Source organism: Plantactinospora sp. BB1 (assembly GCF_003030385.1).
Lineage (GTDB): Bacteria > Actinomycetota > Actinomycetes > Mycobacteriales > Micromonosporaceae > Plantactinospora.
Map to the genome: position 1 here is coordinate 4847395 of NZ_CP028159.1, position 24143 is coordinate 4871537.

The following is a 24143-nucleotide window of genomic DNA, read 5'->3' on the forward strand; positions in this document are numbered from 1 at the left end:
CGGCCATAATTGCGCCGCGCACCCCGGATCGGGGTCTCCGGCGGTTATCCGAAAGCAACACCGAATGCGGTGCGTCCGTGCAATTCGGGCGCTCCCCCGCCGCCGAATACCGATGACCGTCCACCCGGGCGAGCGGCTCGATCCGGCAGCCGGGCCGGTCCCCGCACCCACCGGCGCCGAAACCGTGGTCAAGCAGTACGTCGACGACCTGACGCTGGCGCTGGCCCAGCTGGAGACCGGCTCGGTGACCGACCTGCTGGAGACCCTGGTCCTCACCCTGCACTCGGGTCGTCGGGTCTTCGTGGCCGGCAACGGCGGCAGCAGCACGGCGGCGATCCACATCGCCAGCGACCTGATGGCGGCGGCGGGCACCCTCGGCGGTGCGCCCCAGGTCGTGGCGCTGACCGAGAACATCGCCCGGATCACCGCGATCGCCAACGACCACTGCTACGACGAGATCTTCTCCCGGCAGCTGACCGGCTGGGGCAGGCCGCGCGACGCACTGCTGCTGCTGAGCGTCAGCGGTCACTCGGCCAACCTGGTCCGGGCGGCCCGGGTCGGCCGTGACCTCGGGATGACCGTGCTGGCGGCGCTCGGCAACGCCGGTGAGGTGGCGCGACTCGCGGACCGGCTCGTCGTCTTCGGGCAGGCGGACTACGGCCTGACCGAGGACCTGCACGTCGCCCTCGGGCACATGGCGGTACGCGTGCTGCGCGGCGGCGACGCCTGCCGATTCAGCGCCGCTGCCGCCGACGACGGGCCGGCCGGTGCCGGGGCGGAACGCGAGAAGGTTGGCGAGCGCGGTGAACCACGTCAGTTCTAGGCTCTTCCTCACCGTTCGCTACCTCGTCGGCCTCTTCGGGTTGACCCTGACGCGGACCTCCACCGAGATCACCAGCTATCGGATCCACGCCGGCCACGGGCGGTACGACGACTCCCGACCGCTCCCGGCCGAGCTGGCCACGCTGCTGCACGACCGGAACCCGGACCTGGTGCAGCTCCGGAGGCACTACCGGGAGCTGGCGTCGCCGTTCCGGCCCGGCCGGTTCTGGCGGCGGAGCCGGCGCCTGCGCGACCTCGACCTCCGGTACTTCCGTGGCGACAACGCCTACGTCTGGCAGCTGCGCCAGCTCGGCGACAACGCCCGGTTGAAGTTCTTCCTCTTCGCCCGGTACGTCAGCTCGCTCGACACGCACAAGTTGCTCGACCGGACCACCGAGGACGGCGCGTTCGGCTGCTGGACGTTCGACTTCGAGAGCCTGCCGACGGCCAGCCGGGACCTGCTCGACTCGATCAACGAGATCTACTTCCTGGACCGGCACTGGGGGCTGCTCTCCAGGACCGACTTCACCGTCGTCGACATCGGCGCCGGGTACGGCCGCCTCGCCCACCGGATGGTGGAGAGCGTTCCCGGCCTGAAGCGCTATTTCTGTGTCGACGCGATCCCGGAGTCGACCTTCCTCAGCGAGCACTACCTGCGACACCGCAGGGTCGAGCCGAAGGCGGTGGTCCTGCGCCTCGACGAGATGGCGGAGCGGCTGGCGGCCGAGCGGCCCGACCTGGCCGTCAACGTGCACAGCTTCTCGGAGATGCCGATCGCGGCGATCGAGGCCTGGATCGACCTGCTGGCCCGGTGCGGCGTACCCACGCTGCTGATCGTGCCGAACGAGGGCGACCGGCTGCTCAGCCTGGAGGACGACTACCTCCGGCGGGACTTCGCCCCGGTACTCGCTCGCCACGGCTACGTCCTGGCGGCCCGCGAACCCACCATCGCCGACCCCGACGTACGCGAACTCGTCGGCGCCGGTGACTGGTTCCTGCTCTACCGCCGTGCCGGCACCGACCCGACCGCCGAGGCGTCATGACCGGCGACGGGACGGCCGACGCGCCGCGCCGCGAGCGGTCGACGCTGGAGTTCACCGGGCCGGACGGGGGCAGCGCCGAGCTGACCTGGGGACAGCGCTTCGTCTGGGACATCCTGGAGTCGCTGGCCCCGGCCAACCACTACCTCAACATCCGGTTCCGGGTGCACCTGCCGGCCGACGTCACCCGGGAGCGGGTGCTGGCCGCGCTGCACACCCTCGTCGGCCGCCACGAGGCGCTGCGGACCCGGTTCACCGTCGACCCGGACGGCGAGCCCCGGCAGCACTGCGACCGGGCCGGCGACCTGCCGGTGGAGATCTGCGAGACCGAGCCCGGCCGGGTACGCCGGGTCGCCGAGCAGGCCGAGGAACGGCTCTGGCGGCAGCCGTTCCGGCACGACGACGAGTGGCCGCTGCGGGTGAGCCTCGTCGCCGCCGGTGGCCGCCCCCGGCAGGTCGTCTTCGTCCTCTCCCACCTCGCCGCCGACTCCTGGGGCTGCTTCGTGCTCCGCCGGGAGTTCCTCGACCTGCTCCGCGACGACCGCGCCGCGCCGGCCGCAGGTTGGCAGCCGCTGGCCCGGGCCGGCTACGAGGCGTCGGCGTCGGGCCGCCGGACCAACGAGCTCGCCCTCGCCTACTGGCGCCGGGTGCTGGAGAGCATGCCGCCGACCGCCTTTCCCGGTCCGCCGGGGCCGGGCGGGAGCCCGCTCTTCCCCGGCGTCGGCCTGCACTCGGTGGCGCTGGCGGCGGCCGTACGGGCCGTCTCGGTACGCCACCGGGTCGGGCCGGCCGCCGTCCTGCTCGGCGCGGTCGCCACGATCATCGGCGTCCGGACCGGTACCCGGGAGGTGCCGCTCTTCCTCGCCGGGGGCAACCGGTTCACCCCGGACGACGCCGCCTCGGTGGGGACCTTCTACCAGGGCGCCCCGGCACTGATCAAGGTGGACGACGGCTCGCTGGCCGGCACCCTCCGCGCCGCGCACCGGGCCTCGACGCTGGCGTACCTGCGGGGGCAGAGCGACCCCCGGGACGTCGCGCGGTTGCTGGCGGAGGTGCAGACCCGGCGGGGTGTCGACATCGACCTGGCGAGCACCGTGAACGTGGTACCCGAACCCGGCGTCGCGGGGCCGCCTCCGGCGCCGCTCGGCGTCGCCGAGCTGCGCGAGCTGAGCGCGGCCACCGTGGTCTCGGAGCTGGAGGGTCGGGAGAGCGAGCGGCTGACGCTGTACCTGCACGTCAGGTCGCTGCGCTCCCGCGCCGTCCTCGAACTCTTCGCCGACAGCCGCCGCCTGCCGGCCGCCGACGCCGGCAGGCTGCTGGCCGGGCTGGAACTCGTGCTGATCGAGCTGCTCGACGCCGGTGACCTCGACGTCGACCGGGTGGCCGACCTGGTCGGGATCGCCACGCCGACCCTGCACGCACACCGGGGGGCCTGACGTGCTCTCCGTGATCATGCCGACCTACAACCAGGTCAGCTGCCTGGACCTGACCCTCGGGTCGCTCGCCCGGCAGACCGCCGACCGGGACCGGTTCGAGGTGATCGTGGTCGACGACGCCTCGGTCCAGGACGTCCGCGCGGTGGTCCGCCGGCACGAGGCCGACCTGCGACTGCGGTACGTCCGGCACGACGCCAACCGGGGGCGGTCGGCGGCCCGGAACTCCGGGGTGGCCCGGTCCCGGGCCGACCTGCTGCTGCTGATGGACGCGGACTCCTACGCCGCCCCGGACCTGGTGGAACGGCACCTGCGCCGGTCCGGCGGGGCGTGCGTCGAGGTCGTCTACGGCCGGCGGATCGAGCCGAGCTGGGGGACGTTCGCCCGGCTGCGGCAGGCGATACCCGACGAGGCCGACCTGCTGCCGATGGAGGGCGACCACCGCGACCTGCCGGGGCGGGCCGGCGGCGGCTTCGACGTCTACCGGCGTACCGGCTGGATGTTCGGCTTCACGCACAACCTCTCGCTCCCCCGCGAGCTTTACCTCCAGGTCGGTGGCTTCGACGAGGCGTTCGTGCAGTGGGGATACGAGGACACCGACTTCACCTACCGGATCTACCGGCACTTCGGTCGGGACAGCAGCCGCTTCCGCTACGACCCGGACGCCCTCTGCTACCACACCCCGCACTTCCGGGACTGGGCGACCGAGTGGGAGAAGACCAAGCCGGTCCTGCCGTACCTCGTCGAGAAATACCGGCACTACGACGTCGAGTTCTTCACCCACCCGTCGGACAACCACCGCCGGGTCGCCCGGACGCTGCCGTTCTACGAGGAGTGCCGGGAGTTCGTCCGGGACCACCCGGCCCGGGTCACCGGCGACGCCGTGCGCAAGGCCGTCGGCCTGCCGGACGCGGCGAGCAGTCTCTGGATCGGGTACGACGTCGGCACCGCGGCGTCGGCCGGCCGGATCACCGGCATCGACCACGCCGTCGCGTACGGGCCGGAGAACCCGCACCTGTTCGGCGTCCGGACGCCGTACCCGGACGGCTCCTTCGACTACGTGGTGCACCTCGACCTGTGGCGCATGCTCACCCCGATCGACCTCTCCGCGCTGATCCTGGACAGCCTCCGCATCGCCGGGGTGGCGCTGCTGGTGCTGTCGAAGGGGCTCCGCCGGGACCCGGCCGACGGGATCGGCATGCTCGACGACCTGGACTATCTCCTCGGCATGCTCACGCCCCGCTACTCCGCCGTCGTCTCCTACCAGGACGACGAGATGGCCGTCGTCCGGCTCACCCACCCCGGGTCGGCGACGGCGGCACCACCCGACCTCGGGTCCGCGCCGGCTGGCGGCCGGCGGTGACGGGCAGCCGGCCGTCGGCGGTCGCCTTCGACCTCGACGGAACCCTGGTGGACCTGGAACGGTTCCACCACGACGCCCTGCTGCGGGCCGCCCGGGAGGTCGGCGTCGCGCTCAGCTGGGACGAGGCGCTGCACCGGCTCCCGCACTTCGTCGGCGGCCCCGACGCCCGGCTGGCGGCGGAGGTCGCCGCGCTGTCCGGCACCGGGGTCTCGCCGGCCGAGGTGCTCGCGGCGAAGCGCCGGTACTTCTCCTCGCTGGTCGGTGCCGTCGACGAGATCGTGCCGCGCAGCGGTGTGACCGAAATCCTGCACCGGCTGGCCGGTCGGGGTGTCCCGATGGCCGTCGGCACCGTCACCGAACGCGGGACCGCGCTGCGGATCCTGCGCCGGGCGGGGCTGCTCCCGCTCTTCGGCGCCGACCGGGTGGTGACGGCGCGGGACGTACCAAAGCTGAAGCCGGCGCCGCACGTCTACCGGGAAACGGCGCGACGGCTCGGTGTCCCCCCGGCGAGTCAACTGGTCTTCGAGGACTCGGTCACCGGCATCACCGCCGCCCGGTCGGCCGGCAGTCCGGTGGTGGCGATGCCCACCGTGCCGGACCGGGGTTACCTGGAGAGGATCGGGGCGGCCGGAGCGGCGGCGGTCTTCCCGGACTGGCAGCACCCGGAGCTGCCGCGACTGCTGGACCGCCTGCTGGGACCCGCCGTCCCGGAGCCGGTCCACGGGGGGCGGGCACGTCATGGCTGAACACGATCGGGCACCGCTGACCCCGGCACAGCGGCGCCTCTGGTTCCTCGACCGGCTCGACCCGGGCGACCCCGCGTACACCATCTCCACCACGGTGCTGCTCCGGGGCGACCTCGACGTCGAGCGGTTGGTCGACGCCCTCGACACCGTGATCGCCCGGCACGAGAGCCTGCGGACCCGGTTCGTCGAGTCCGGCGGCGTACCGGTCCAGGAGGTGCTGGCGGCACGGCCGACACCCGTACGGCTGGTCGAGGTGTCGAGCGAGGACGAGGCCCGGCGGGCCGTCGAGGAGCTGATCGGTCGCCCGTTCGACCTCGCCGAGGGGCATCTGATCCGGGTCGGCCTGCTGCGCCTGGACGCGCGCAGACACGTGCTCTGCACCGCCGTGCACCACATCGTCGGGGACGGCTGGTCGATGAACCTGCTCTACCGGCAGGTCGCCGAGGCGTACCGGGGAGTCGAACCCGCCGCCCCCGGCCTGCGCTACCTCGACCACGCCCGCGCCGCGCAGGCCGTCGACGAGGCGGCACTCGGCTACTGGCGGACGGCGCTGGCCCGGCCACCGGTACTCGAACTGCCGCTGGACCGGCCACGCCCGGCGGTACGCACCTCGGCGGGCGTTGCGGTGGTCCGCGAGTGCGGCGCCGAGCTGTGGACCTCGGTGCAACAGGCGGCACGGCACCTGCGCTGCACCCCGTTCATGCTGCTGATGACGGTCTACCAACTGACCCTGGCGCAGGCCAGCGGTCAACACGACATCTGTGTCGGTACCCCGGTCGCCGGCCGCGACGACGTGGCGGCGGAGTCGGTCTTCGGCTACTTCACCCGGATGCTGGTGCTCCGCGGCGACCTCTCCGGTGACGTCACGCTGCGCGACCTGGTGCTGCGGACCCGGGCGACCTGCCTGGCCGCCTTCGCCCACCAGGAGATCCCGTTCGAGCAGCTCGTCGCCGACCTCGACCTGCCGCGCGACCCGAGCCGCAACCCGCTCTTCCAGGCCGCCTTCACCCTGCACTCCACGATGGACGTCTCGGCGACCGGCTTCGAGGGTTTCCAGGGGCTCACCGTCGAGGCGTTCGGGGAGGGGTCGCGGCGCACCGTCACCGACGTCGCCATGGACGTCTTCGTCAGCTCGACGGCGATCAACAGCCGGTCCGACGACGTCCGGATGGACATCCTGCTCACCTGTAGCGCCGACCTGTTCGACCCGGCCACCGCCGACGAGCTGGCCGACCGGTTCGGCGCCGTGCTGCGCGCCGTGCTGGCCGACCCGGACACCCCGGTCCGGGCGCTACCGCTGGTCGACGAGGCGGCCCGGGCCGAGTTGATGCGGATCGGCACCGGCCCCGTCCTCGCCGACGGCCCGCCGCTGCTCGCCCGCATCGCCGGGGCGGTCGACACCACACCCGAGGCGATCGCCCTGGTCAGCGGCGCCGACCAGGTCAGCTACCGGGAACTCTGGGCACGTGCCGGCGAGCTGGCCGACGCGCTGCGGGCCGCCGGGGTCCGGCCCGGCCAGCTCGTCGGGGTGAGCCTGCCGCGCGGCCCCGACCTGGTCGTCGCCCTGCTGGCGACCTGGCGGGTCGGCGCCGGCTACCTGCCGGTCGACCCGGGACTGCCGCCCCGGCGCCGGGCGGCGCTGGTCGAGCAGGCCGCCGTCGCCGCCGTACTCACCGTCGAGGGTCTCCGGCCCGGCTCGACCGCGCCGACCCGGGTGCCCGACCCCGGCTACGTCCTCTTCACCTCCGGCTCGACGGGTACCCCGAAACCGGTACTCGTCGGCCGCGCCGCCCTGGCCGCACGCGTCGGCTGGATGATCGACGCCTACCGGCTGACCGGCACCGACCGGGTCGTGCAGTTCGCCGAGCCGAGCTTCGACACCCACGCCGAGGAGATCTGGCCCACCCTGGCCACCGGCGGCACCCTGGTGCTGCTCCCCGACGGTGCACAGTCGCTGCCGGAACTGCTCGCCGCCGACCCGGCGATCACGGTACTCGACCTGCCGACCGCGTACTGGCAGGAGCTGCTGGGCCTCGTACCGGACTGGCCGGCCGCGCTGCGGCTGGTGATCCTCGGCGGGGAACAGGTGGACGCGGCGGCGGTCACCCGCTGGCGCGACCGGCACGGCGACCGGATCCGGCTGACCAACACGTACGGGCCGACCGAGGCGACGATCATCGCCACTGCGATCGACCTCGGGGCCGCCGACACCGCTCGCCGGCCACCGATCGGGCGCCCGGTCGGCGGGGTCCGGGCGTACCTGCTCGACGAGGCGGGGCGGCTCGTGCCCCGGGGGGCGGTCGGTGAACTCTGCCTGGCCGGTGCCGGGCTCGCCGACGGCTATCTCGGCCGGCCCGACCTGACCGCCGAGCGGTTCCGCCCCGACCCGTACGGCGGCGGGCGGCTCTACCGCACCGGCGACCGGGCCCGCTGGCGCCGGGACGAACCCGTACTCGAGTTCCTCGGCCGCCTCGACCGGCAGCTCAAGATACGCGGGGTACGGGTCGAGCCGGGCGAGGTCGAGGCGGTGCTGACCGGGCATCCGGAGGTGGGCCAGGCCGTGGTCACCGCGCTCGGCGGGACGCTGGTCGGGTACGTGACCGGCACCGCCGCCGTGGCCGAGATCCGGGCCCACGCCGTCGAGCGTCTCCCCGCGCCGCTGGTGCCGAGCGTGCTGGTGCCGCTGGCCGCGCTGCCGCTGACCCCGCACGGCAAGGTCGACACGGCGGCGCTGCCGGTGCCGTCGATCGTCGACGAGGCCCGGGTCGCGTTCGAGGCACCCCGGACCGACGCGGAGGAACTGGTCGCCGGGATCTTCGCCGAGCTGCTCCCGGTCGACCGGGTCGGCGCGGCCGACGACTTCTTCGCCCTCGGCGGGCACTCGCTGCTCGCCGTCCGGGTGATCGCCCGGCTGCGGGCGGCCGTCAGCCTGGACCTGCCGGTGCGGCTGCTGTTCCAGCATCCCACCGTCGCCGGCTTCGCCCGCGCGGTCGAGGCGGCACTCGTCGCCGAGATCGACCGGCTCACCGAGGACGAGGCGGCGGCACAACTCGCCGCCGCCCGGACGGGGGCACCGTGACCGGCCGCGTCCAGCCGCACCCGACCGCACCGGAGCCCGGCATCGCCGGCCGGCGCCGGGCGGAGACCGCCACGCCAGCCACCACCACACCAGCCAGCGCCACGCCAGCCACCGCCACGCCAAGCACCGCCACGCCAGCCAGCGCCACGCCAGCCACCGCCACGCCAAGCACCGCCACGCCAGCCAGCGCCACGCCAGCCACCGCCACGCCAGCCACCGCCACGCCGGGTACTACCCCGTCGAGCACCACCCCGCCGGGTGGCGCCACAGCCGGCGTTCCCGGCCAGCTCTCCGCCACCAAACGGTCGCTGCTCGCCGCCCGGCTCAGGCCGGCGGTCGCGCCGGCCGAGGTCGTCCCGGCCCGGTCGCCGGGGACCACGGTGCCGCTCTCGTTCGCCCAGGAGCGGCTCTGGTTCATGGAGCAGTACGCGCCCGGCACCGCCGCGTACACCGTCCCGGTGGTACTCCGGCTGCACGGGACGCTCGACGCGACCGCGCTGGAGGCCGCCCTCCGGACGGTCGCGGCGCGGCACGAGAGCCTGCGAATGCGCTTCGACGCCACCGCCGACGGCCGGCCGGTGCTGCACATCGACGACACCGTGTCGATCCGGCTGGAGGTGGTCGAGGCGGCCGGTGCCGACCTGGCGGCCCGGGAGGCGTGGGTGCGTACGGCCGTACAGGCCCGGCTGGCCGAACCGTTCGACCTGGCCCGGGGTCCGCTGCTGCGCGCCGCGCTCTACGCCGTCGACCCCGACGATCACGTACTCGCGCTCACCGTGCACCACATCGTCTGCGACGGCTGGTCGGCCGAGCTGCTCGTCGGCGAGGTGCTCACCCTGCTCGCCGCCGCCGGTGATGCCGGGCGGGGCACCCCGGCCGCTCCCCTCCCGCCGCTGCGGCGGCAGTACGGCGACTACGCGCTCTGGCAGCGGGAACGGCAGCGGCAGCGGCTCGCCGACGGTACCCGGGACCGCGACGTCGGCTACTGGCGGACCCGGCTGTCCGGGGTACCCCCACTGGAGCTGCCGACCGACCGGCCGCGCCCCGCGGAGCCGACCTTCCGGGGCGCGCCGGTCGGCGTGCACCTGGACGCCGGGTCGACGGCGGCGCTGCGCCGGCTGGCGCTGGACCACGGCGCCACCCTCTTCATGGTGGTGCTCGCCGCCTACGCGGCGGTGCTGGCCCGGTTCGCCCGGCAGCACGACTTCGCCGTCGGGTCACCGCAGGCCGGGCGCAGCCATGCCGAGCTGGAGCCGATGATCGGCATGTTCGTCAACATGCTGGTCACCCGGGTCGACACCAGCGGCGACCCGAGCTTTCCCGAGCTGGTCGCCCGGGTCCGGGACACCGTGCTGGACGGGTACGCCCACCAGGAGCTGCCGTTCGAGGAGCTGGTCACCGAGCTGGACGTGCCGCGCGACGTCGGCCGTTCGCCGATCTTCCAGGTCGCGCTCTCGATGCGGACCCCCGCCGCGTCGTCGCCACCACCGGTCTCCCCGCGCTCCCCGGGCGGGGCGAACACCGCGCTTTCGGTGGCGCCCTTCGTCGTCGAGGCGGTGGCGACCCGGTTCGACCTGGAGCTGGACCTGCTGGCCGGGGAGACGCTCTCCGGCGCCTTCGTCTACCGCCGCGACCTCTTCGACGCCGAGACGGTCGAGCGGATCGCCGACACCTTCGTCGAGTTCGTGCACGAGGTCGCCCGCGACCCGGACCGGCCGCTGCACCGCCTGCTCACCCTCGGCGGAGCGGCCCGGGAAGAGGTAGTGGTCACCTGGAACGACACCGCCGCCGACTTCCCGGAGCAGGCGACCCTGCACGAGCTGGTCCAGGCCAGCGCCGCCGCCACCCCGGAGGCGCCGGCCGTCACCTTCGAGGGGACGACGCTGAGCTACCGGGAGCTGGCCGAGCGGGCGAACCGGGTCGCGCACCGGCTGCGCGAACACGGCGCCGGGCCGGGGCGGCTGGTCGCCGTCTGCGCACACCGGAGCCCGGAGCTGGTCGTCGCGCTGCTCGGCGTACTCGTCTCGGGTGCGGCGTACCTGCCGCTGGATCCGGACCACCCGGCCGAACGGCTCGGCTTCATGCTCGCCGACGCCGACCCGGTGGCCGTACTCACCGCCGGGGCGGCTGCGACCGCGTTGCCGCCGACCGACCGGCCGGTGCTGGCCCTCGACGACCCGGCCTACTGGGCGGGCGCTCCCGGCACCGCCCCCGAACCGCTGGCCGGGCCGGACGACCCCGCCTACGTGATCTACACCTCCGGCTCGACCGGGCAGCCCAAGGGGGTGCTCAACGGCCACCGCGGCGTGGTCAACCGGCTGCACTGGATGCAGCGCCGCTACGGCCTGACCGCGACGGAAACCGTGTTGCAGAAGACACCGGCCGGCTTCGACGTCTCCGTCTGGGAGTTCTTCTGGCCGCTGCTGGCCGGCGCCCGGCTGGTGCTGGCCCGGCCGGACGGGCACCGGGACGCCGGCTACCTGCGCGACCTGATCGTGGCCGAGCAGGTCAGCACGGTGCACTTCGTGCCGTCGATGCTGACGGTGTTCCTGACCGAGGAGGGGATCGGGCGGTGCCGGTCGCTGCGGCGGATCGTCTGTAGCGGCGAGGAACTCCCGGTCGACCTGGCGCTGCACGCCCTCGCCGCGCTGCCCGACGCCGAGCTGCACAACCTGTACGGGCCGACCGAGGCCGCCATCGACGTCACCGCGTACCACTGCACCGCCGAGAAGCTGACCGGCGCCGCCCGGGTGCCGATCGGCGCACCGATCGACAACATCCGGGTGTACGTCCTCGACGAGCGGGGCGAGCCGCTGCCGGTGGGCGTACCGGGCGAACTGCACCTGGCCGGGGTGGGGCTGGCGCACGGCTACCTCAACCGACCCGAGCTGACCGCCGAGAAGTTCGGCACCGGCCCGGACGGCGAGCGCCGCTACCGCACCGGCGACCTGGCCCGGTGGCGGCCGGACGGGACACTCGACTTCCTCGGCCGGCTCGACGGGCAGGTGAAGCTGCGCGGCCTGCGGATCGAGCTGGGCGAGATCGAGGTGGCGCTGCGTGACCAGCCCGGGGTACGCGACGCCGCCGTCGTCGTCCGCGAGGAGAGTCCGGGCGACCGGCGGCTGGCGGCGTACCTGGTCGGGTCCGCCCCGGTGGATGTCGCCGCGCTCCGGCTCGCCCTCAAGCGGCGGCTGCCCGACTACATGGTGCCGGCGGCCTTCGTCGAGCTGCCCGAGCTGCCGCTGAGCCCGAACGGCAAACTGGACCGGCGGCGGTTGCCGGCCCCGCCCCGGGGACGCGACCTCGACGCCCCCTACGTCGCACCGGAGACGGCCACCGAGGTGCTGGTCGCCGAGGTCTGGACCGAGGTGCTCGACGTGCCGAGGGTCGGCCTCGACGACGACTTCTTCGACCTCGGCGGGCACTCGCTGCTCGCCGTGCAGGTCGTCGCGCGGCTGCGCCGGGCCGCCGGTGCCGGCGTCTCCGTGCTGGACCTCTTCACCCACCGCACCGTACGCGAGCTGGCCCGGCTCGTCGCCGCCCCGCCGGAGCAGCGCGCCCCCCGGGACCTGGTGCACGAGCTGACCCGCCCGGTGCCCGCCGCGCAGCGGGTACGCACCCTGGTCTGCGTGCCGTACGGCGGCGGCAGCGCCGTGGTCTACCAGCCGCTCGCCGACGCGCTGCCGGCCGGGCACCGGCTCTTCTCCGTCGCCATCCCCGGCCACGACATCGGCCTGGACGAGGCCGCACTCCCCTTCGACGAACTGGCCGAGCGCTGCACCGAGGAGATCCTGGCGAAGGTCGACGGGCCACTGGCGCTCTACGGCCACTGCGGGGTCGGCTCGGCGCTCACCGTCGAGATCGCCCGCCGGCTGGAGCAGCGCGGGCGGGACCTCGACGCCGTCTACATCGGAGCGATCTTCCCGTTCGCCCGGCCACGCAGCCGGGTCTGGACCGCACTGTCCCGGCTGACCCGGATGGAGTCGCTCCGTTCCGACCGGGTCTACGCCAACTGGTTGACCTCGATGGGCGTCGACATGAGCGACATCGAGCCGGGCCAGGCCCGCCAGATCATCCGGAACATGCGCCGGGACTCCGACAGCGCCGAGGCGTACTTCACCCAGCTGATGCACGCCGGCACCGAGCGGCTCCGCGCGCCCGTCATCACGGTGGCCGGCGAGCGGGACCCGGCGACCGAGTTCTACGCCGAACGGTTCACCGAGTGGCACTTCCTGACCGACCGCGCCGCCGTCGTCGTACTCGACGAGGCCGGGCACTTCTTCCTCAGGTGGCGGGCCGACGAGCTGGCCGAGATCGTCACCACCGTCGACCCCGCCGTGCTGGCGGAGCGGACCGAGCCGCTGACCCGGCCGGCGCGCGGTACAGAGCCGACCTGGTGGCTGCACGACACCTCCCGGTCCGCCGACCGGGTCGCCCCAGCCGGGCCGCAGCCCAGCATGGGGCGTTTCCTGGTCATCGCGCTCGCCCAGCTCGTCTCCATCCTCGGCTCGACCCTCACCGACGTGGCCCTGCCGCTCTGGGTACTCAAGGAGACCGGGTCGCTGCTGAACTTCGCGCTGCTCGCCGTCGCCGGGCTCGTCCCCGGGCTACTGGTGCTGCCGGTGGCCGGAGCCGTCGTCGACAGGTACAGCAGACGTGCGGTGATCCTCTGCGGCGACGTCGGCGCGGGTGGCACGCAGCTCCTGCTCGGCGTCCTGCTCTGGACCGGGTCGCTCCAGGTGTGGCACATCTATCCGCTGATCGCGTTGCTGTCGGTGTCGCTCACCTTCCAGCGCCTCGCCTACAACTCGGCCATCGCGCAGTTGGTGCCGAAGCAGTACCTCGGGCACGCCAACGGGGTCGTCCAGATGGTGACCGGCGTCGCCACCATCATGATGCCGCTGCTCTCGGTGGCGCTGCTCGCCGTGATCGACCTCGGCGGCATCCTCGTGATCGACGTGCTCAGCTACGCCGCCGCGATCGTCATCGTGCTGCTGGTGCGCTTCCCCCGGACCCTGGCGTGGCGGCGCCGGGAGAGCCTGACCGCCGAGATCCGCGAGGGGCTGCGCCTCTCCTGGGGGCACCGGGGCTTCCGGTCACTGCTGCTCTTCTTCATGAGCCTCAACGTGTTCCTGTCGCCGCTGTTCATGATGCTGACGCCGCTGGTGCTGGCCTTCGCCGGCATCGACCAGGTGGCCCAGGTCTCGGTCGCGGGCGGCGTCGGGGCGTTCCTCGGCGGCCTGGCGATGAGCATCTGGGGCGGCCCCCGGCATCGCCGGCTCTTCACCGTGCTCTGCTGCACGCTGGTGCTGGCCGCCTTCTGCCTGGTCATCGGCCTGCGGCCGACGCTGTGGGTGATCGCAGTCGGCGCGTTCGGCATCTCGATGTGGCTGGTGCTGCTCAACGGCGTCTACACCACGATCGTGCAGGTCAAGATCCCACAGCGGTTCCACGGCCGGGTCTTCGCGATCAACACCGTCATCGCCTGGTCCACCCTGCCGATCGGCTGGACCCTGGTCGGCCCGGTCGGTTCCCGCCTCCTCGAACCGCTGATGGCCCCGGAGGGGCTGCTCGCCGGCACGGTCGGCCGGGTCATCGGGGTCGGGCACGGCCGGGGCATCGGCCTGCTCTACCTGCTGCTCGCGGTCGCCATCGCGGCGGTGGCGCTGGTGGCGATGCGGCTGCCCCGGATCGCCCGCTTCGACGACGAGGTCCCGGACGCCCAGCCGGACGACCAGGTGGGCGTGGAGGCGCTGCGCCACCGGGCCGTGTCCGCCCAGCTCGCCGAAACGCAGCCCGGGGCGCAGCCCGGAACGCGGTGCCAGGCGGAGTCGGATGCGCAGCCCGGTGGAACGCAGCCGGCCGGAACGCAGCCCGCCGGGACGCAGCCGGCTGGAACGCAGCCGGGCGGGGCGCAGCCGCCGGCCACCGAGCGGGTGGCGGCCCGATGAGCGACACCTCGGCCGGAGGCGCCGCCGGTGCGGGACGCGGCGTCGCCACCGACGGCGGGGCGCGGCGGACCGTCGGCCGTCGGCCGGGCGGGGTCGGTCGGGTCGCGCTGACCGTGCCGCAACTGCTCGCCGCCCGGGCCGGCACCGAACCGTCGCACGTCGCCGTCAGCCAGGGCGCGGCCAGCCTCGACCTGGGCACCTGGCAGGCCCGGACCCGGGCGATCGCCGCCGGGCTGCGGGCGGCGGGGGTACGCCCCGGGGACCGGGTCGGGCTGCTCTACGGCGCCCAGGACTGGATCGGGTACGCCTGCTCCTACACCGGGGTACTCGCCGCCGCCGCGGTGGCGGTGCCGCTCTCCACCCGCAGCGCCCCGGCGGAACTGGCGTACATGCTGGACCACAGTGGAGCGACGGCGCTGCTGCACGGGCCGACCGCGAAGCTGCCCGACGTGCCGATCCGGCTCCGCTGGGGCCCCGACGACGTCGCGGGGCTGCCCGACGCGGAGCTGCCCGGAGCGGAGCTGCCCGGAGCGGAGCTGCCCGGGGCGGCGCTACCCGACGCGGAACTGCCCGGGGCGGCACCGACGGCCGGACCCCGACCCGGTGACCCGGCACAGATCCTCTACACCTCCGGCACGACCGGTCGGCCCAAGGGGGTCACCGCGACGCACGCCAACCTGACCCACGGCTGCCGGCTCGATCCGCCGCTGCGGGCGCTGGCCCACTCCCGGCAGTTCCTGCACGCCTTTCCGATCGGCACCAACGCCGGCCAGACCATGCTCTTCAACGCCCTCGATGCGCACGCCGGGATGCTGGTGACGGCCCGGTTCGGCCCGGACCACTTCGCCCGGCTGATCGAGCGGCACGGGGTGGGGAGCGTCTTCGTGGTGCCGGCGATGGCGATCGAACTGCTCCGCTCGGGGGCACTGGAGCGGTACGACCTGAGCAGCGTGGTGCTGCTCGGCTCGACCGCCGCCGTCCTGCCACCCGCCGTGGCGACCGGACTGGCGGTCGCGCTGCCCGGCGCCACCATCGTCAACTACTACACCTCGACGGAGGCGGCGCCGACCCAGACCAGCGTGGTCTTCGAGCCCGATCGCCCGGCCGCGCTGGGCAGGGTGGTCGCCGGTGGCGCGCTCCAGGTCCGCGACGAGGCCGGCCGGCCCTGCCCCGCCGGGGTGACCGGCGAGGTGTGGCTGCGCGCCGCGGGTACCGCCCGGTCCTATCACGACGATCCGGCGGCGACCCGGCGGGTGTTCCGGGACGGCTGGACCCGGATGGGCGACGTCGGCTATCTCGACGCCGACGGCTACCTCTACCTCGTCGACCGGGAGAGCGACGTCATCAAGAGTGGTGCGGACAAGGTCTCCACGGTCGCGGTCGAGGCGGCCCTGCACGAGCACCCCGAGATCGTCGAGGCCGCCGTCTTCGGCCTGCCCGATCCGGTACTCGGGACCACCCCGGTGGCCGCGCTGGTGACCACCCGCCCGCTGCGCCTCGCCGAGGTACGCGGGTTCCTCGCCAGCCGGCTGGCCGGGCACGAGCAGCCCAGCCGGATCGTCCACGTCGACGAACTGCCCCGCAACGCCGGCGGCAAGGTGGTCAAACACCGCCTGCGGGCGCTCTTCGACCAGCCCGACCCGACTCCGGCGCATCCGAGCGGCTGCCCACCGGAGGCAGCACCAGAGAGAACGGCGAGGCCATGACCCAGGCACCGAACCTCCTGCCAGCCGAGCCGTCCGGTGCCCGCGCCCCGGTCGTCGGCGCCGGACCCGACGGAGCCGGTGCGGTGGCGGATTCGCCTGTCGAGGTGCCGATGACCCTGGCCCAGCAGGGCGTCTGGTTCACCGAGCGGGCCGGCGGCGCGTCGACGGCGTACCTGCTGGCGGTGGCGCTGACCGTGCCGGAGCCGGTGGAACCGGCGGTGCTGGAGCGGGCCTGGGTCGCGCTGACCGGCCGGCATCCGCTGCTCGCCGCGACCGTGGCCGAGGCGGACGGCGCGGCGCTGCTGACCCGCACCGACCCGGCGCCGGTCGCGCACCGGGCGGTCGGGGCGGAGGCGCTCGGCTCCGCCGTCGCCGCCGAACTCGCCGTCGGCTTCGACCTCATCGCCGACCCGCTCGCCCGCTGCGTGGCACTGCGGGTCGACGACGGTCGCACGGTGGTGCTGGTCGTCGGCCACCATCTGGTGCTCGACGGCGGCGGCAAGGACATCCTCGTCGCCGACCTGGCCGAGGCGCTCGCCGGCCGGCCGCTCGGCGCCGGATCGCCGGCCGGGCTGACCGCCGCCGTACGCGCACAGGCCGACCGGATCGCCGAGGCGCTCCCGGCGGCCCGCGACTTCTGGTCCGCCCGCCCGGCACCGGCCGACGAGGTACTGCTGCCGGGACTGACCGGTACGCCGACCGCCGCCGAACCCGCCACCCGACTCGACCTCGACTGGGGCGGTGAGCTGGACGCCGCGTTGACCGCCGGGGCGGCGGCGCTCGGGGTGACCCGGTTCGAAGTGCTGCTCACCGCCGTGCACGTGGTACTCGCCCGCTACGGCAACGGCACCGCCTCGGTCGCCGTCGACCTCTCTACCCGGTCCCCGCAGACCGCACACGAACTCGGGATGTGGGTCAACGAGCTGCCGGTGACCATCGGCGTCGACCTGGCGGCCCCCTTCGCCGAGCTGGTCCGCACGGTACGGGCCGAGGCCCGGGCCGTCTACCGGCACCGGGAGGTACCGCTCGGGCGTGCCCTGCCCGGCCTGCCGCCCCGGCCGGCGATGGCACCGGTCTCGGTCAGCTACCGACGGCTGGTCGAAAGTGTGTCCGATGTGGACTGGCTGCTCGTACCGGCGACGGTACGCAGCGCCCTGCACCTGCACCTGGTCGACGCGCCGGGCGGGCTGACCGGGCGGATGCTCGTACCGGCCCGGCTGCTCTCGGTCGCGGACGCCGAGCGGATCGCCGGACACCTGCGTACCCTGCTCGGCGCGGCGCTGGCCGAGCCCGACCGCCCGGTCGGCGACCTCGACCTGCTCGTCCCGGCGGAGCTGGCGCTGCTGGACCGGTTGAACGCCACCGCGCGACCGCGCCCGGCCAGCACCGTGCTCGACCTGGTCCGGGCGGCCGCCGAGGCCAGCCCGGACGCGGTGGCGGTGCACGCCGACGACGGCACCCTGAGCTACCGCGAGCTGGTCGCCGCCGCGCACCGGATCGGCCACGGGCTGCGCCGGCACGGCGTCGCCGCCGGTGACCTGGTGGGACTCTGCCCCCGCCGGGGCGTCGAACTCGTCGCCGGTGTGCTGGGGATCCTCGCCGCCGGGGCCGGCTACCTCCCGCTGGATCCGGGCTATCCGGCGAGCAGGCTGGAGTTCATCGTCGGCGACGCTGGAGTGAAGCTGGTCCTCGGGCACGCCGAGGCGACCGCCACGCTCGGCGGGGTACCCGTCGAGCTGCTGCCGCTCGACGGTCTGGCCGCCTTCGCCGGTGAGCCGGAGACACCGCCGACCGCCATCGACCCGGACGGGCTCGGCTACGTCATCTACACCTCCGGTTCGACCGGCCGCCCGAAGGGCGTCGAGATCGGCCACCCGGCGTTGCTCAACCTGGTCACCGCGATGACCGAGCTGCTCGGTGCCGATCCGGCCGACCGCTGGCTGCACCAGACCACCATCTCCTTCGACATCAGCGGACTCGAACTCTTCGCGCCGCTCTGCACCGGCGGCCGGGTGGTGGTGGCCGCCGACGCGACCGCCCGGGAGGGCGCCGCGCTCGGCCGACTCGTCCGGGACGCCGGGATCACCCACGTGCAGGCCACCCCGTCGAGCTGGCAACTGCTGCTCGACGCGGGCTGGGCCGGCGCCCCGATCACCGCGCTCAGCGGCGGGGAGGCGCTGCCGCTCCCGCTCGCCCGGCGGCTGCGCCCGCTCGTCGACCGCCTGGTCAACGTCTACGGCCCGACGGAGACCACCATCTGGTCCACCGCCGTCGAGATCCCGGCCGACCCGTCCCGGGTCACCATCGGCGGCCCGATCGCCAACACCACGCTGCACGTCCTGGACGCCCGGCTCCGTCCGGTGCCGGTCGGGGTACCCGGCGAACTCTGCATCGGCGGTGCCGGGCTGGCCCGGGGCTACCGGGGGCGGCCGGAACTCACCGCAGAGCGGTTCGTGCCGGACGGTACCGGCCGGCGGCGCTACCGCACCGGTGACCGGGTACGGCTCGGTGCGGACGGAACTGTCGAGTTCCTCGGCCGGGCCGACAACCAGATCAAGTTGCGCGGGCACCGGATCGAGCTGGGCGAGGTCGAGCGGTCGTTGCTCGACGCGCCGGGGGTCGTCGAGGCGGCGGTGGCGGTCCGGGACGGCGAGCTGGTGGCCTACCTGGTCGGCGCGGGCGAGCTGGCGCCGGTCCGCGCGCACGTCGCCGGTACGCTGCCCCGCTACATGATCCCGAGGGATCTCCGGTGGCTGGACCGGCTGCCCCGTACCCCGGCGGGCAAGCTCGACCGGGCCGCCCTGCCGACCCCGGAGCGGACCGACGGCACGCCGCCGGCCACCGAGGTCGAGCCTGCCGGCACGCCGGAGAGCGTGGCCCTGACCCGGATCGTGGCCGGCATCTGGCAGGAGGTACTGCGGGTCGACGAGATCGGCCCGCAGGACAGCCTCTTCGACCTCGGCGGCCACTCGCTGACGATCATGCAGATCACCGCCCGGATCCGGAAGGCGCTCGGCGTCGAGGTGCCGTTCGACGTCTTCTTCGACACCCCGACCGTCGACGGGGTGGTCAGCTCCATCGAGGAGTTGCGACAGGAGGAGCAGGAGTGACGACCCGAGGAGCAGGAGTGGCGGCAGGAGGAGCAGGAGTGACGACCCGAGGAGCAGGGGTTGCGGCAGGAGGAGCAGGAGTGACGACCGGAGGAGCCCGGGTGACCGTCTCCGAGCTGCACCACGACCTCGCCGGCCTGGTCGTCGAGGCCAGTGACGGCCAGATCAGTGCGGCGGACGCCCTGGCCGAGCCCGAGTCGCTCGGGCTGCTCGGCCTCACCTCGCTCGGCTACGTGCGGCTGATCCAGGCCGTCGAGCACCGCTACGGCGTAGTGGTGGAGCCCGACGACGACGTCTCCGGGCTGGACACCGTCCCCGCACTGGCGGACTACCTGCACTCGCGCGGGGTGTGACGACGGCGTCCACCGGCCGCCGTCGGGCCCCCCGCACGCCCGTTCAGCGCTGGATGGACTTGGTCTCCAGGAACTCCTCCAGCCCCGCCCGGCCGAACTCACGGCCGTTGCCGGACTGCTTGTAGCCGCCGAACGGGGCGAGCGGGTTCCAGTGGCCGCCGTTGACGTCGACCTGACCGGCGTGCAGCCGCCGGGCCACGGCGAGGGCGTGCTCCGGCTCGCCGAAGACCCCGGCGGTGAGGCCGTACACGGTGCCGTTGGCGATGGCGACCGCCTCGTCCTCGTCCGCGTACGGGATGATCGTCAGGACCGGGCCGAAGATCTCCTCCTGGGCGATGACCGAGTACGGGTCGACGTCGGCGAAGATCGTCGGCCGGAGGTAGGCGCCCCGGTCCAGCCCCTCGGGGCGGCCGGGACCGCCGAAGACCAGCCTCGCCCCGTCGGCGATGCCCCGCTCGATGTAACTGTGGACCCTCTCCCGGTGCGCCTCGGAGGCCATCGGGCCGATCCGGGTCGCCTCGTCGGTCGGCTCGCCGACGACGTACTCCCGGGCGGCGGCGACGGCCAGCGCCACGACCTCGTCCTGGCGCGACGCCGGTACCAGCATCCGGGGCCAGGCGCCGCAGACCTGACCGCCGTTGGTGAACGCCATCGCCAGCCCGGTCCGTACCGCCGTCGGCAGGTCGGCGTCGTCGAGGACGACGTTCGCGCCCTTGCCGCCGAGTTCCAGCGCGACCCGCTTCACCGTCGCCGCGGCGACGGCGGCGATTCGCCGGCCGGCCCGGGTGGAGCCGGTGAACGAGATCATGTCGATCCCCGGGTGGGCGGAGATCGCCTCGCCGACGACCGGTCCGGTGCCGTAGACGACGTTGAAGACCCCGTCCGGCAGGCCCGCCCCGGCGGTGACCTCGGCGAGGATCCGCGCGGTCAGCGGCGCGATCTCGGAGGGCTTGAAGACCATGGTGTTCCCGGCGACCAGGGCCGGCGCCAGCTTCGACACGATCTGCTGGAGCGGGAAGTTCCATGGGGTGATCGCGCCGACCACGCCGATCGGCTCGCGCACGATCAGCGAGTTGCCGATCTCCTCGGTCCAGGCGAAGTCGGCGGCCAGGCTGGCGAAGGACTCGGCGACGGCGACCGGGAAGCCGACCTGGGCGGTCCGGGACAGGCCGAGCGGGGAACCCATTTCGGCGGTGATCGCGGCGGCGATCTCCTCGGCCCGGGTACCCAGGCCCTCGGCGATCCGCCGCACGACGGCGGCCCGCTCGGCGGGCGGTGTCGCGGCCCAGCCGGGCAGGGCGGCCCGGGCGGCGGCGACCGCCCGGTCAAGGTCATCGGCGGTACCGGCCGGCACCTCGGCGACGATCTCACCGCTCGCCGGGTTCGACACCGAAATGGTCGCCGACGATCCGGCCGGGGTCCACGCGCCGTCGATCCAGTGCCCGGGCGCGTTCTGTGTTGGTCCAGTCATGGAGCCGAGTCTTGGCCGGCGGTACGGGCGTAGCCAGGTACAGCCGATCCGTGGACAGCGCTCACCTGGTCGGCCGCCGCGCCCCGGTGTGACGATCGGCGCCGCCGGAGGAATTCCCGCCGGTCCGGGGATTGTTGCCGAAGTCGAACGGTCGGCGGGCGGCCGGAAGGCAGGACGAGCAGGAGGCGCGATGGACCGGGTGCGGCTGGCCGAGTTCCTCCGGAGCCGGCGCGAGGCGCTGCAACCGGAGGATGTCGGGCTGCCCCGGGGACAGCGGCGGCGGCGTACCGGCGGGCTGCGCCGGGAGGAGGTCGCCGCGCTCAGCGACATGTCGACCGACTACTACAGCCGGATCGAGCAGCAGCGCGGCCCCCGCCCCTCCGAGCAGATGCTCGCCGCGATCGCCCGTGGCCTGCGCCTCTCGCTGGAGGAACGGGACCACCTGTTCCGGCTCGGCGGCTATCCGACGCCGAGCCGGGTACGCCGGGCCGAGCACATCAACCCGGGGATGATGCGCATCTTCGACGGGCTCGGCGACGCGGCCGCGCAGGTGGTCAGCGACCTCGGCGAGACGTTGCGGCAGACCCGGCTCGCCACCGCGCTGCTCGGCGACGAGACCCGGCACACCGGGCTGGCCCGGAGCCTGCACTACCGCTGGTTCACCGAACCGGAGAGCCGGCGCATCCACCCCGAGGAGGACCATCCCGGGCACAGCCGGTTGCTCGCCGCCGACCTGCACCGGGCGTACACCCGGGCCGGGCGGGACTCCCGGGCCGGGGAGATCGTCGACGGGCTGCTCGCCCGCAGCCCGGAGTTCGCCGAACTGTGGCGCGAGCACCCGGTCACCGGCCCGTACTGCGCGGCGAAGCGGATCCAGCATCCCCGGCTCGGGCTCCTCGAACTGCACTGCCAGGTCCTGCTCGATCCCGACCAGTCCCAGTCGCTGCTGGTCTTCACCGCCACCCCGGGCAGCGAGAGCGCGGAGCGGCTCCGGCTGCTCTCGGTCGTCGCCGGTCAGGGGCTCTGAGCTGTCCCCGGTCAGCTCCTGAGGAAGGCGAGCAGGTCGTTGTTGACCTGGTCCTGGAGGGTGGCGGTCAACCCGTGCGGCGCGCCCGGGTAGTAGATCTCCTGGGCGTTCGCGATCAACTGGGCGGTCTTCCGGGCCGAGTCCTTCACCGGGACGATCTGGTCGTCCTCGCCGTGCATCACCAGGGTCGGAACGTCGAACTTGGCGAGGTCGTCCCGGAAGTCCGTCTCGGAGAAGGCCTTGATGCTCTCGTACGCGTTCTTCATGCCGGCCTGCATGCTCCAGAGCCAGAACTGGTCGAGGATGCCCTTGGAGACCTTCGCCCCGGGCCGGTTCGCGCCGTAGAACATCTGCGCCAGCTCCTGGTAGAACTGCGACCGGTCGGCGAAGAGCTTGGCGCGCAGCCCGTCGAAGACGTCGATCGGCAGCCCTTCGGGATTGTCCGGCGTCTGCACCATGATCGGTGGCACGGCGGAGATCAGCACCGCCCTGGCGACCCGACCGGTGCCGTACCGGCCGATGTAGCGGGCCACCTCACCGCCGCCCGTCGAGTGGCCGACCAGCGTCACGTCGGTCAGGTCCAGCGCCTCCAGTACGGCGGCGAGGTCGTCGGCGTACCCGTCCATGTCGTTGCGGGCGGAGGCCTGGCCGGACCTGCCGTGCCCCCGCCGGTCGTGCGCGACGACCCGGAAGCCCTGCTGCACCAGGAACAGCAACTGGCCGTCCCAGGCGTCCGCGCTCAACGGCCAGCCGTGTGAGAAGGTCACGACCGGGCCGGAGCCCCAGTCCTTGTAGTAGATCTCCGTGCCGTCCTTGGCGGTGACGAAGCCCATGACTCCCCCGTACGTCGCGATCGGTCCAGCGCCCGACGTACCCGATTTAGACACAGCTCGGGCCTGGTGCAGGGCGGTTTGCCGGAATCCGCCCTGCCGCAGCCGTCAGCCCCGTGCGGCGAACTGGCGCAGCTTGTCCGGATTCAGCACGAGGAAGAGGCGCTCGACGCCCCGGTCGGTGGCCGTCAGGGCGAGCAGCGCCTCCGGAGTCCCGTCTGCGGCGGCCACGAGCAGGCTCTCGGTGCCGTTGGCCGGCACCACCCGGATCACCGACTCGCTCCAGTACTTCCGCAGGACGTTGTCGAGCAGGGTCGTCACCCGGGCCACGCCGTACAGGTCCTTCCGGGAGGCGTGCACCCGTCCCCCGCCGTCGGAACTGGCGATCACGTCGGCCGCGAGCAGCCGCTCCAGCGCGGCCAGGTCGCCACTCCGGGCCGCCGCCCGGAACGCCTCGACCAACCGCCGGTGTTCGGCCCGGCCGACGGGTGTCGAGCGCGTCGAGGCCAGGTGCCGGCGGGCCCGGCTCAACAGTTGCCGGGCGTTCGCCTCGGTGGTACCCAGGACCTCGGCGACCTGCCGGTGGGCGTAGTCGAACGCCTCCCGCAGCACGTACGCCGCCCGCTCCGCCGGGGCGAGCTTCTCCAGCAGCAGCAGTACCCCCAACTCCAGCCCCTCGGCCCGCTCGGCGCCGAGCGCCGGATCGGCCGAGGTGTCCACCGGCTCCGGCAGCCACGGCCCGACGTACGTCTCCCGACGCGCCCGGGCCGTCGTCACCGCGTTGATCGCCAACCGGGTCGTCGTGGTGGTGAGGAACGCCGCCGGGTTGCGGACGCTCCGGCGATCCGTCCCCTGCCACCGCAGCCAGGCATCCTGCACGACGTCCTCGGCGTCCCCGACGCTGCCGAGCATCCGGTAGGCGATGCCGAACAACCGTCCCCGGACCGCCTGGAAGTCGCCCAGCTCGTCGGTATGTCCGGACTGCCCGGCCTTTCCGTCGGCCTGTTCCGGCTGTCCCTCGGCCTGCTCGGTGGGTCCCTCGGCCTGCTCGATCGGTCCGTGGGTCCGCTCAGTGGATCTCTCGGCCTGTTCGATCGCTCCGTCGGCCTGCTCGATCGGGGGTTGCACATCGCCATCGTCCACGGGTTCGTGGGCCGGTGGCAAAATCCCGTCGGCGCCCGGCCGACGGCCCGAGGCCGGTGCTGTGCCCGA

General features: G+C 73.9%; 14 protein-coding genes. 11 read left to right on the plus strand and 3 right to left on the minus strand.

The features are described 5' to 3' along the window. Window positions 1-112: 112 nt before the first annotated feature. The 10 genes from C6W10_RS21095 to C6W10_RS21140 all read left to right on the plus strand — a co-directional run bounded on the left by C6W10_RS21095 (window position 113) and on the right by C6W10_RS21140 (window position 19603). The gene (locus C6W10_RS21095) at window positions 113-823 is read left to right on the plus strand and encodes an SIS domain-containing protein (protein ID WP_159104687.1); all 711 of its coding nucleotides are present in this window, start codon (window positions 113-115) and stop codon (window positions 821-823) included. Further along, the gene (locus C6W10_RS21100) at window positions 804-1865 is read left to right on the plus strand and encodes a putative sugar O-methyltransferase (RefSeq protein ID WP_159104688.1); all 1062 of its coding nucleotides are present in this window, start codon (window positions 804-806) and stop codon (window positions 1863-1865) included. The genes C6W10_RS21095 and C6W10_RS21100 overlap by 20 nt, the downstream gene beginning before the upstream one ends. After that, window positions 1862-3298: a condensation domain-containing protein gene (locus C6W10_RS21105; RefSeq protein ID WP_107259845.1), complete on the plus strand. Its 1437-nt coding sequence runs from the start codon at window positions 1862-1864 to the stop codon at window positions 3296-3298. The genes C6W10_RS21100 and C6W10_RS21105 overlap by 4 nt, the downstream gene beginning before the upstream one ends. Window position 3299: 1 nt before the next feature. Continuing rightward, window positions 3300-4658: a glycosyltransferase family 2 protein gene (locus C6W10_RS21110; RefSeq protein WP_107259847.1), complete on the plus strand. Its 1359-nt coding sequence runs from the start codon at window positions 3300-3302 to the stop codon at window positions 4656-4658. Further along, window positions 4655-5404, plus strand: a complete 750-nt coding sequence (locus C6W10_RS37450; protein WP_159104689.1) for an HAD family phosphatase — start codon at window positions 4655-4657, stop codon at window positions 5402-5404. Before C6W10_RS21110 ends, C6W10_RS37450 begins: the two co-directional genes overlap by 4 nt. Beyond that, the gene (locus C6W10_RS21120) at window positions 5397-8483 is read left to right on the plus strand and encodes a condensation domain-containing protein (RefSeq protein ID WP_107259849.1); all 3087 of its coding nucleotides are present in this window, start codon (window positions 5397-5399) and stop codon (window positions 8481-8483) included. The genes C6W10_RS37450 and C6W10_RS21120 overlap by 8 nt, the downstream gene beginning before the upstream one ends. Next, window positions 8480-14434, plus strand: a complete 5955-nt coding sequence (locus tag C6W10_RS21125; protein WP_234361365.1) for a non-ribosomal peptide synthetase — start codon at window positions 8480-8482, stop codon at window positions 14432-14434. The genes C6W10_RS21120 and C6W10_RS21125 overlap by 4 nt, the downstream gene beginning before the upstream one ends. Then, complete coding sequence (locus C6W10_RS21130) at window positions 14431-16140, plus strand: class I adenylate-forming enzyme family protein (RefSeq protein ID WP_107259851.1); 1710 nt, start codon at window positions 14431-14433, stop codon at window positions 16138-16140. The genes C6W10_RS21125 and C6W10_RS21130 overlap by 4 nt, the downstream gene beginning before the upstream one ends. A gap of 83 nt (window positions 16141-16223) precedes the next feature. Then, the gene (locus tag C6W10_RS21135; protein WP_159104690.1) at window positions 16224-19250 is read left to right on the plus strand and encodes a non-ribosomal peptide synthetase; all 3027 of its coding nucleotides are present in this window, start codon (window positions 16224-16226) and stop codon (window positions 19248-19250) included. A gap of 80 nt (window positions 19251-19330) precedes the next feature. Then, window positions 19331-19603, plus strand: a complete 273-nt coding sequence (locus tag C6W10_RS21140; protein WP_159079098.1) for a phosphopantetheine-binding protein — start codon at window positions 19331-19333, stop codon at window positions 19601-19603. Between the two features lie 43 nt (window positions 19604-19646). Here the strand turns inward: C6W10_RS21140 and C6W10_RS21145 are convergent, their stop codons facing one another. Next, window positions 19647-21074 carry an aldehyde dehydrogenase family protein gene (locus C6W10_RS21145; RefSeq protein ID WP_107259857.1) on the minus strand — a complete coding sequence of 476 codons (1428 nt, stop codon included), beginning with the start codon at window positions 21072-21074 and terminating at the stop codon, window positions 19647-19649. Window positions 21075-21264: 190 nt separating this feature from the next. Here C6W10_RS21145 and C6W10_RS21150 point away from each other — a divergent pair, with 190 nt between their 5' ends. After that, complete coding sequence (locus C6W10_RS21150; protein ID WP_107259858.1) at window positions 21265-22101, plus strand: helix-turn-helix transcriptional regulator; 837 nt, start codon at window positions 21265-21267, stop codon at window positions 22099-22101. Window positions 22102-22112: 11 nt separating this feature from the next. On the opposite strand, the gene C6W10_RS21155 is transcribed toward C6W10_RS21150, so the two are convergent. Beyond that, window positions 22113-22934: an alpha/beta fold hydrolase gene (locus C6W10_RS21155; protein WP_107259860.1), complete on the minus strand. Its 822-nt coding sequence runs from the start codon at window positions 22932-22934 to the stop codon at window positions 22113-22115. Between the two features lie 105 nt (window positions 22935-23039). Beyond that, a complete protein-coding gene (locus C6W10_RS21160) occupies window positions 23040-24059 on the minus strand; it encodes an RNA polymerase sigma-70 factor (protein WP_234361366.1) in 1020 nt (339 codons plus the stop codon). Between the last annotated feature and the right edge of the window lie 84 nt (window positions 24060-24143).

Bases quoted from the DNA above. Each gene is read 5' to 3' on its own strand.
- C6W10_RS21095 (WP_159104687.1), top strand. From the start codon at position 113: ATGACCGTCCACCCGGGCGAGCGGCTCGATCCGGCAGCCGGGCCGGTC.
- C6W10_RS21105 (WP_107259845.1), top strand. From the start codon at position 1,862: ATGACCGGCGACGGGACGGCCGACGCGCCGCGCCGCGAGCGGTCGACG.
- C6W10_RS21120 (WP_107259849.1), top strand. From the start codon at position 5,397: ATGGCTGAACACGATCGGGCACCGCTGACCCCGGCACAGCGGCGCCTC.
- C6W10_RS21130 (WP_107259851.1), top strand. From the start codon at position 14,431: ATGAGCGACACCTCGGCCGGAGGCGCCGCCGGTGCGGGACGCGGCGTC.
- C6W10_RS21145 (WP_107259857.1), bottom strand. From the start codon at position 21,074: ATGACTGGACCAACACAGAACGCGCCCGGGCACTGGATCGACGGCGCG.
- C6W10_RS21150 (WP_107259858.1), top strand. From the start codon at position 21,265: ATGGACCGGGTGCGGCTGGCCGAGTTCCTCCGGAGCCGGCGCGAGGCG.
- C6W10_RS21155 (WP_107259860.1), bottom strand. From the start codon at position 22,934: ATGGGCTTCGTCACCGCCAAGGACGGCACGGAGATCTACTACAAGGAC.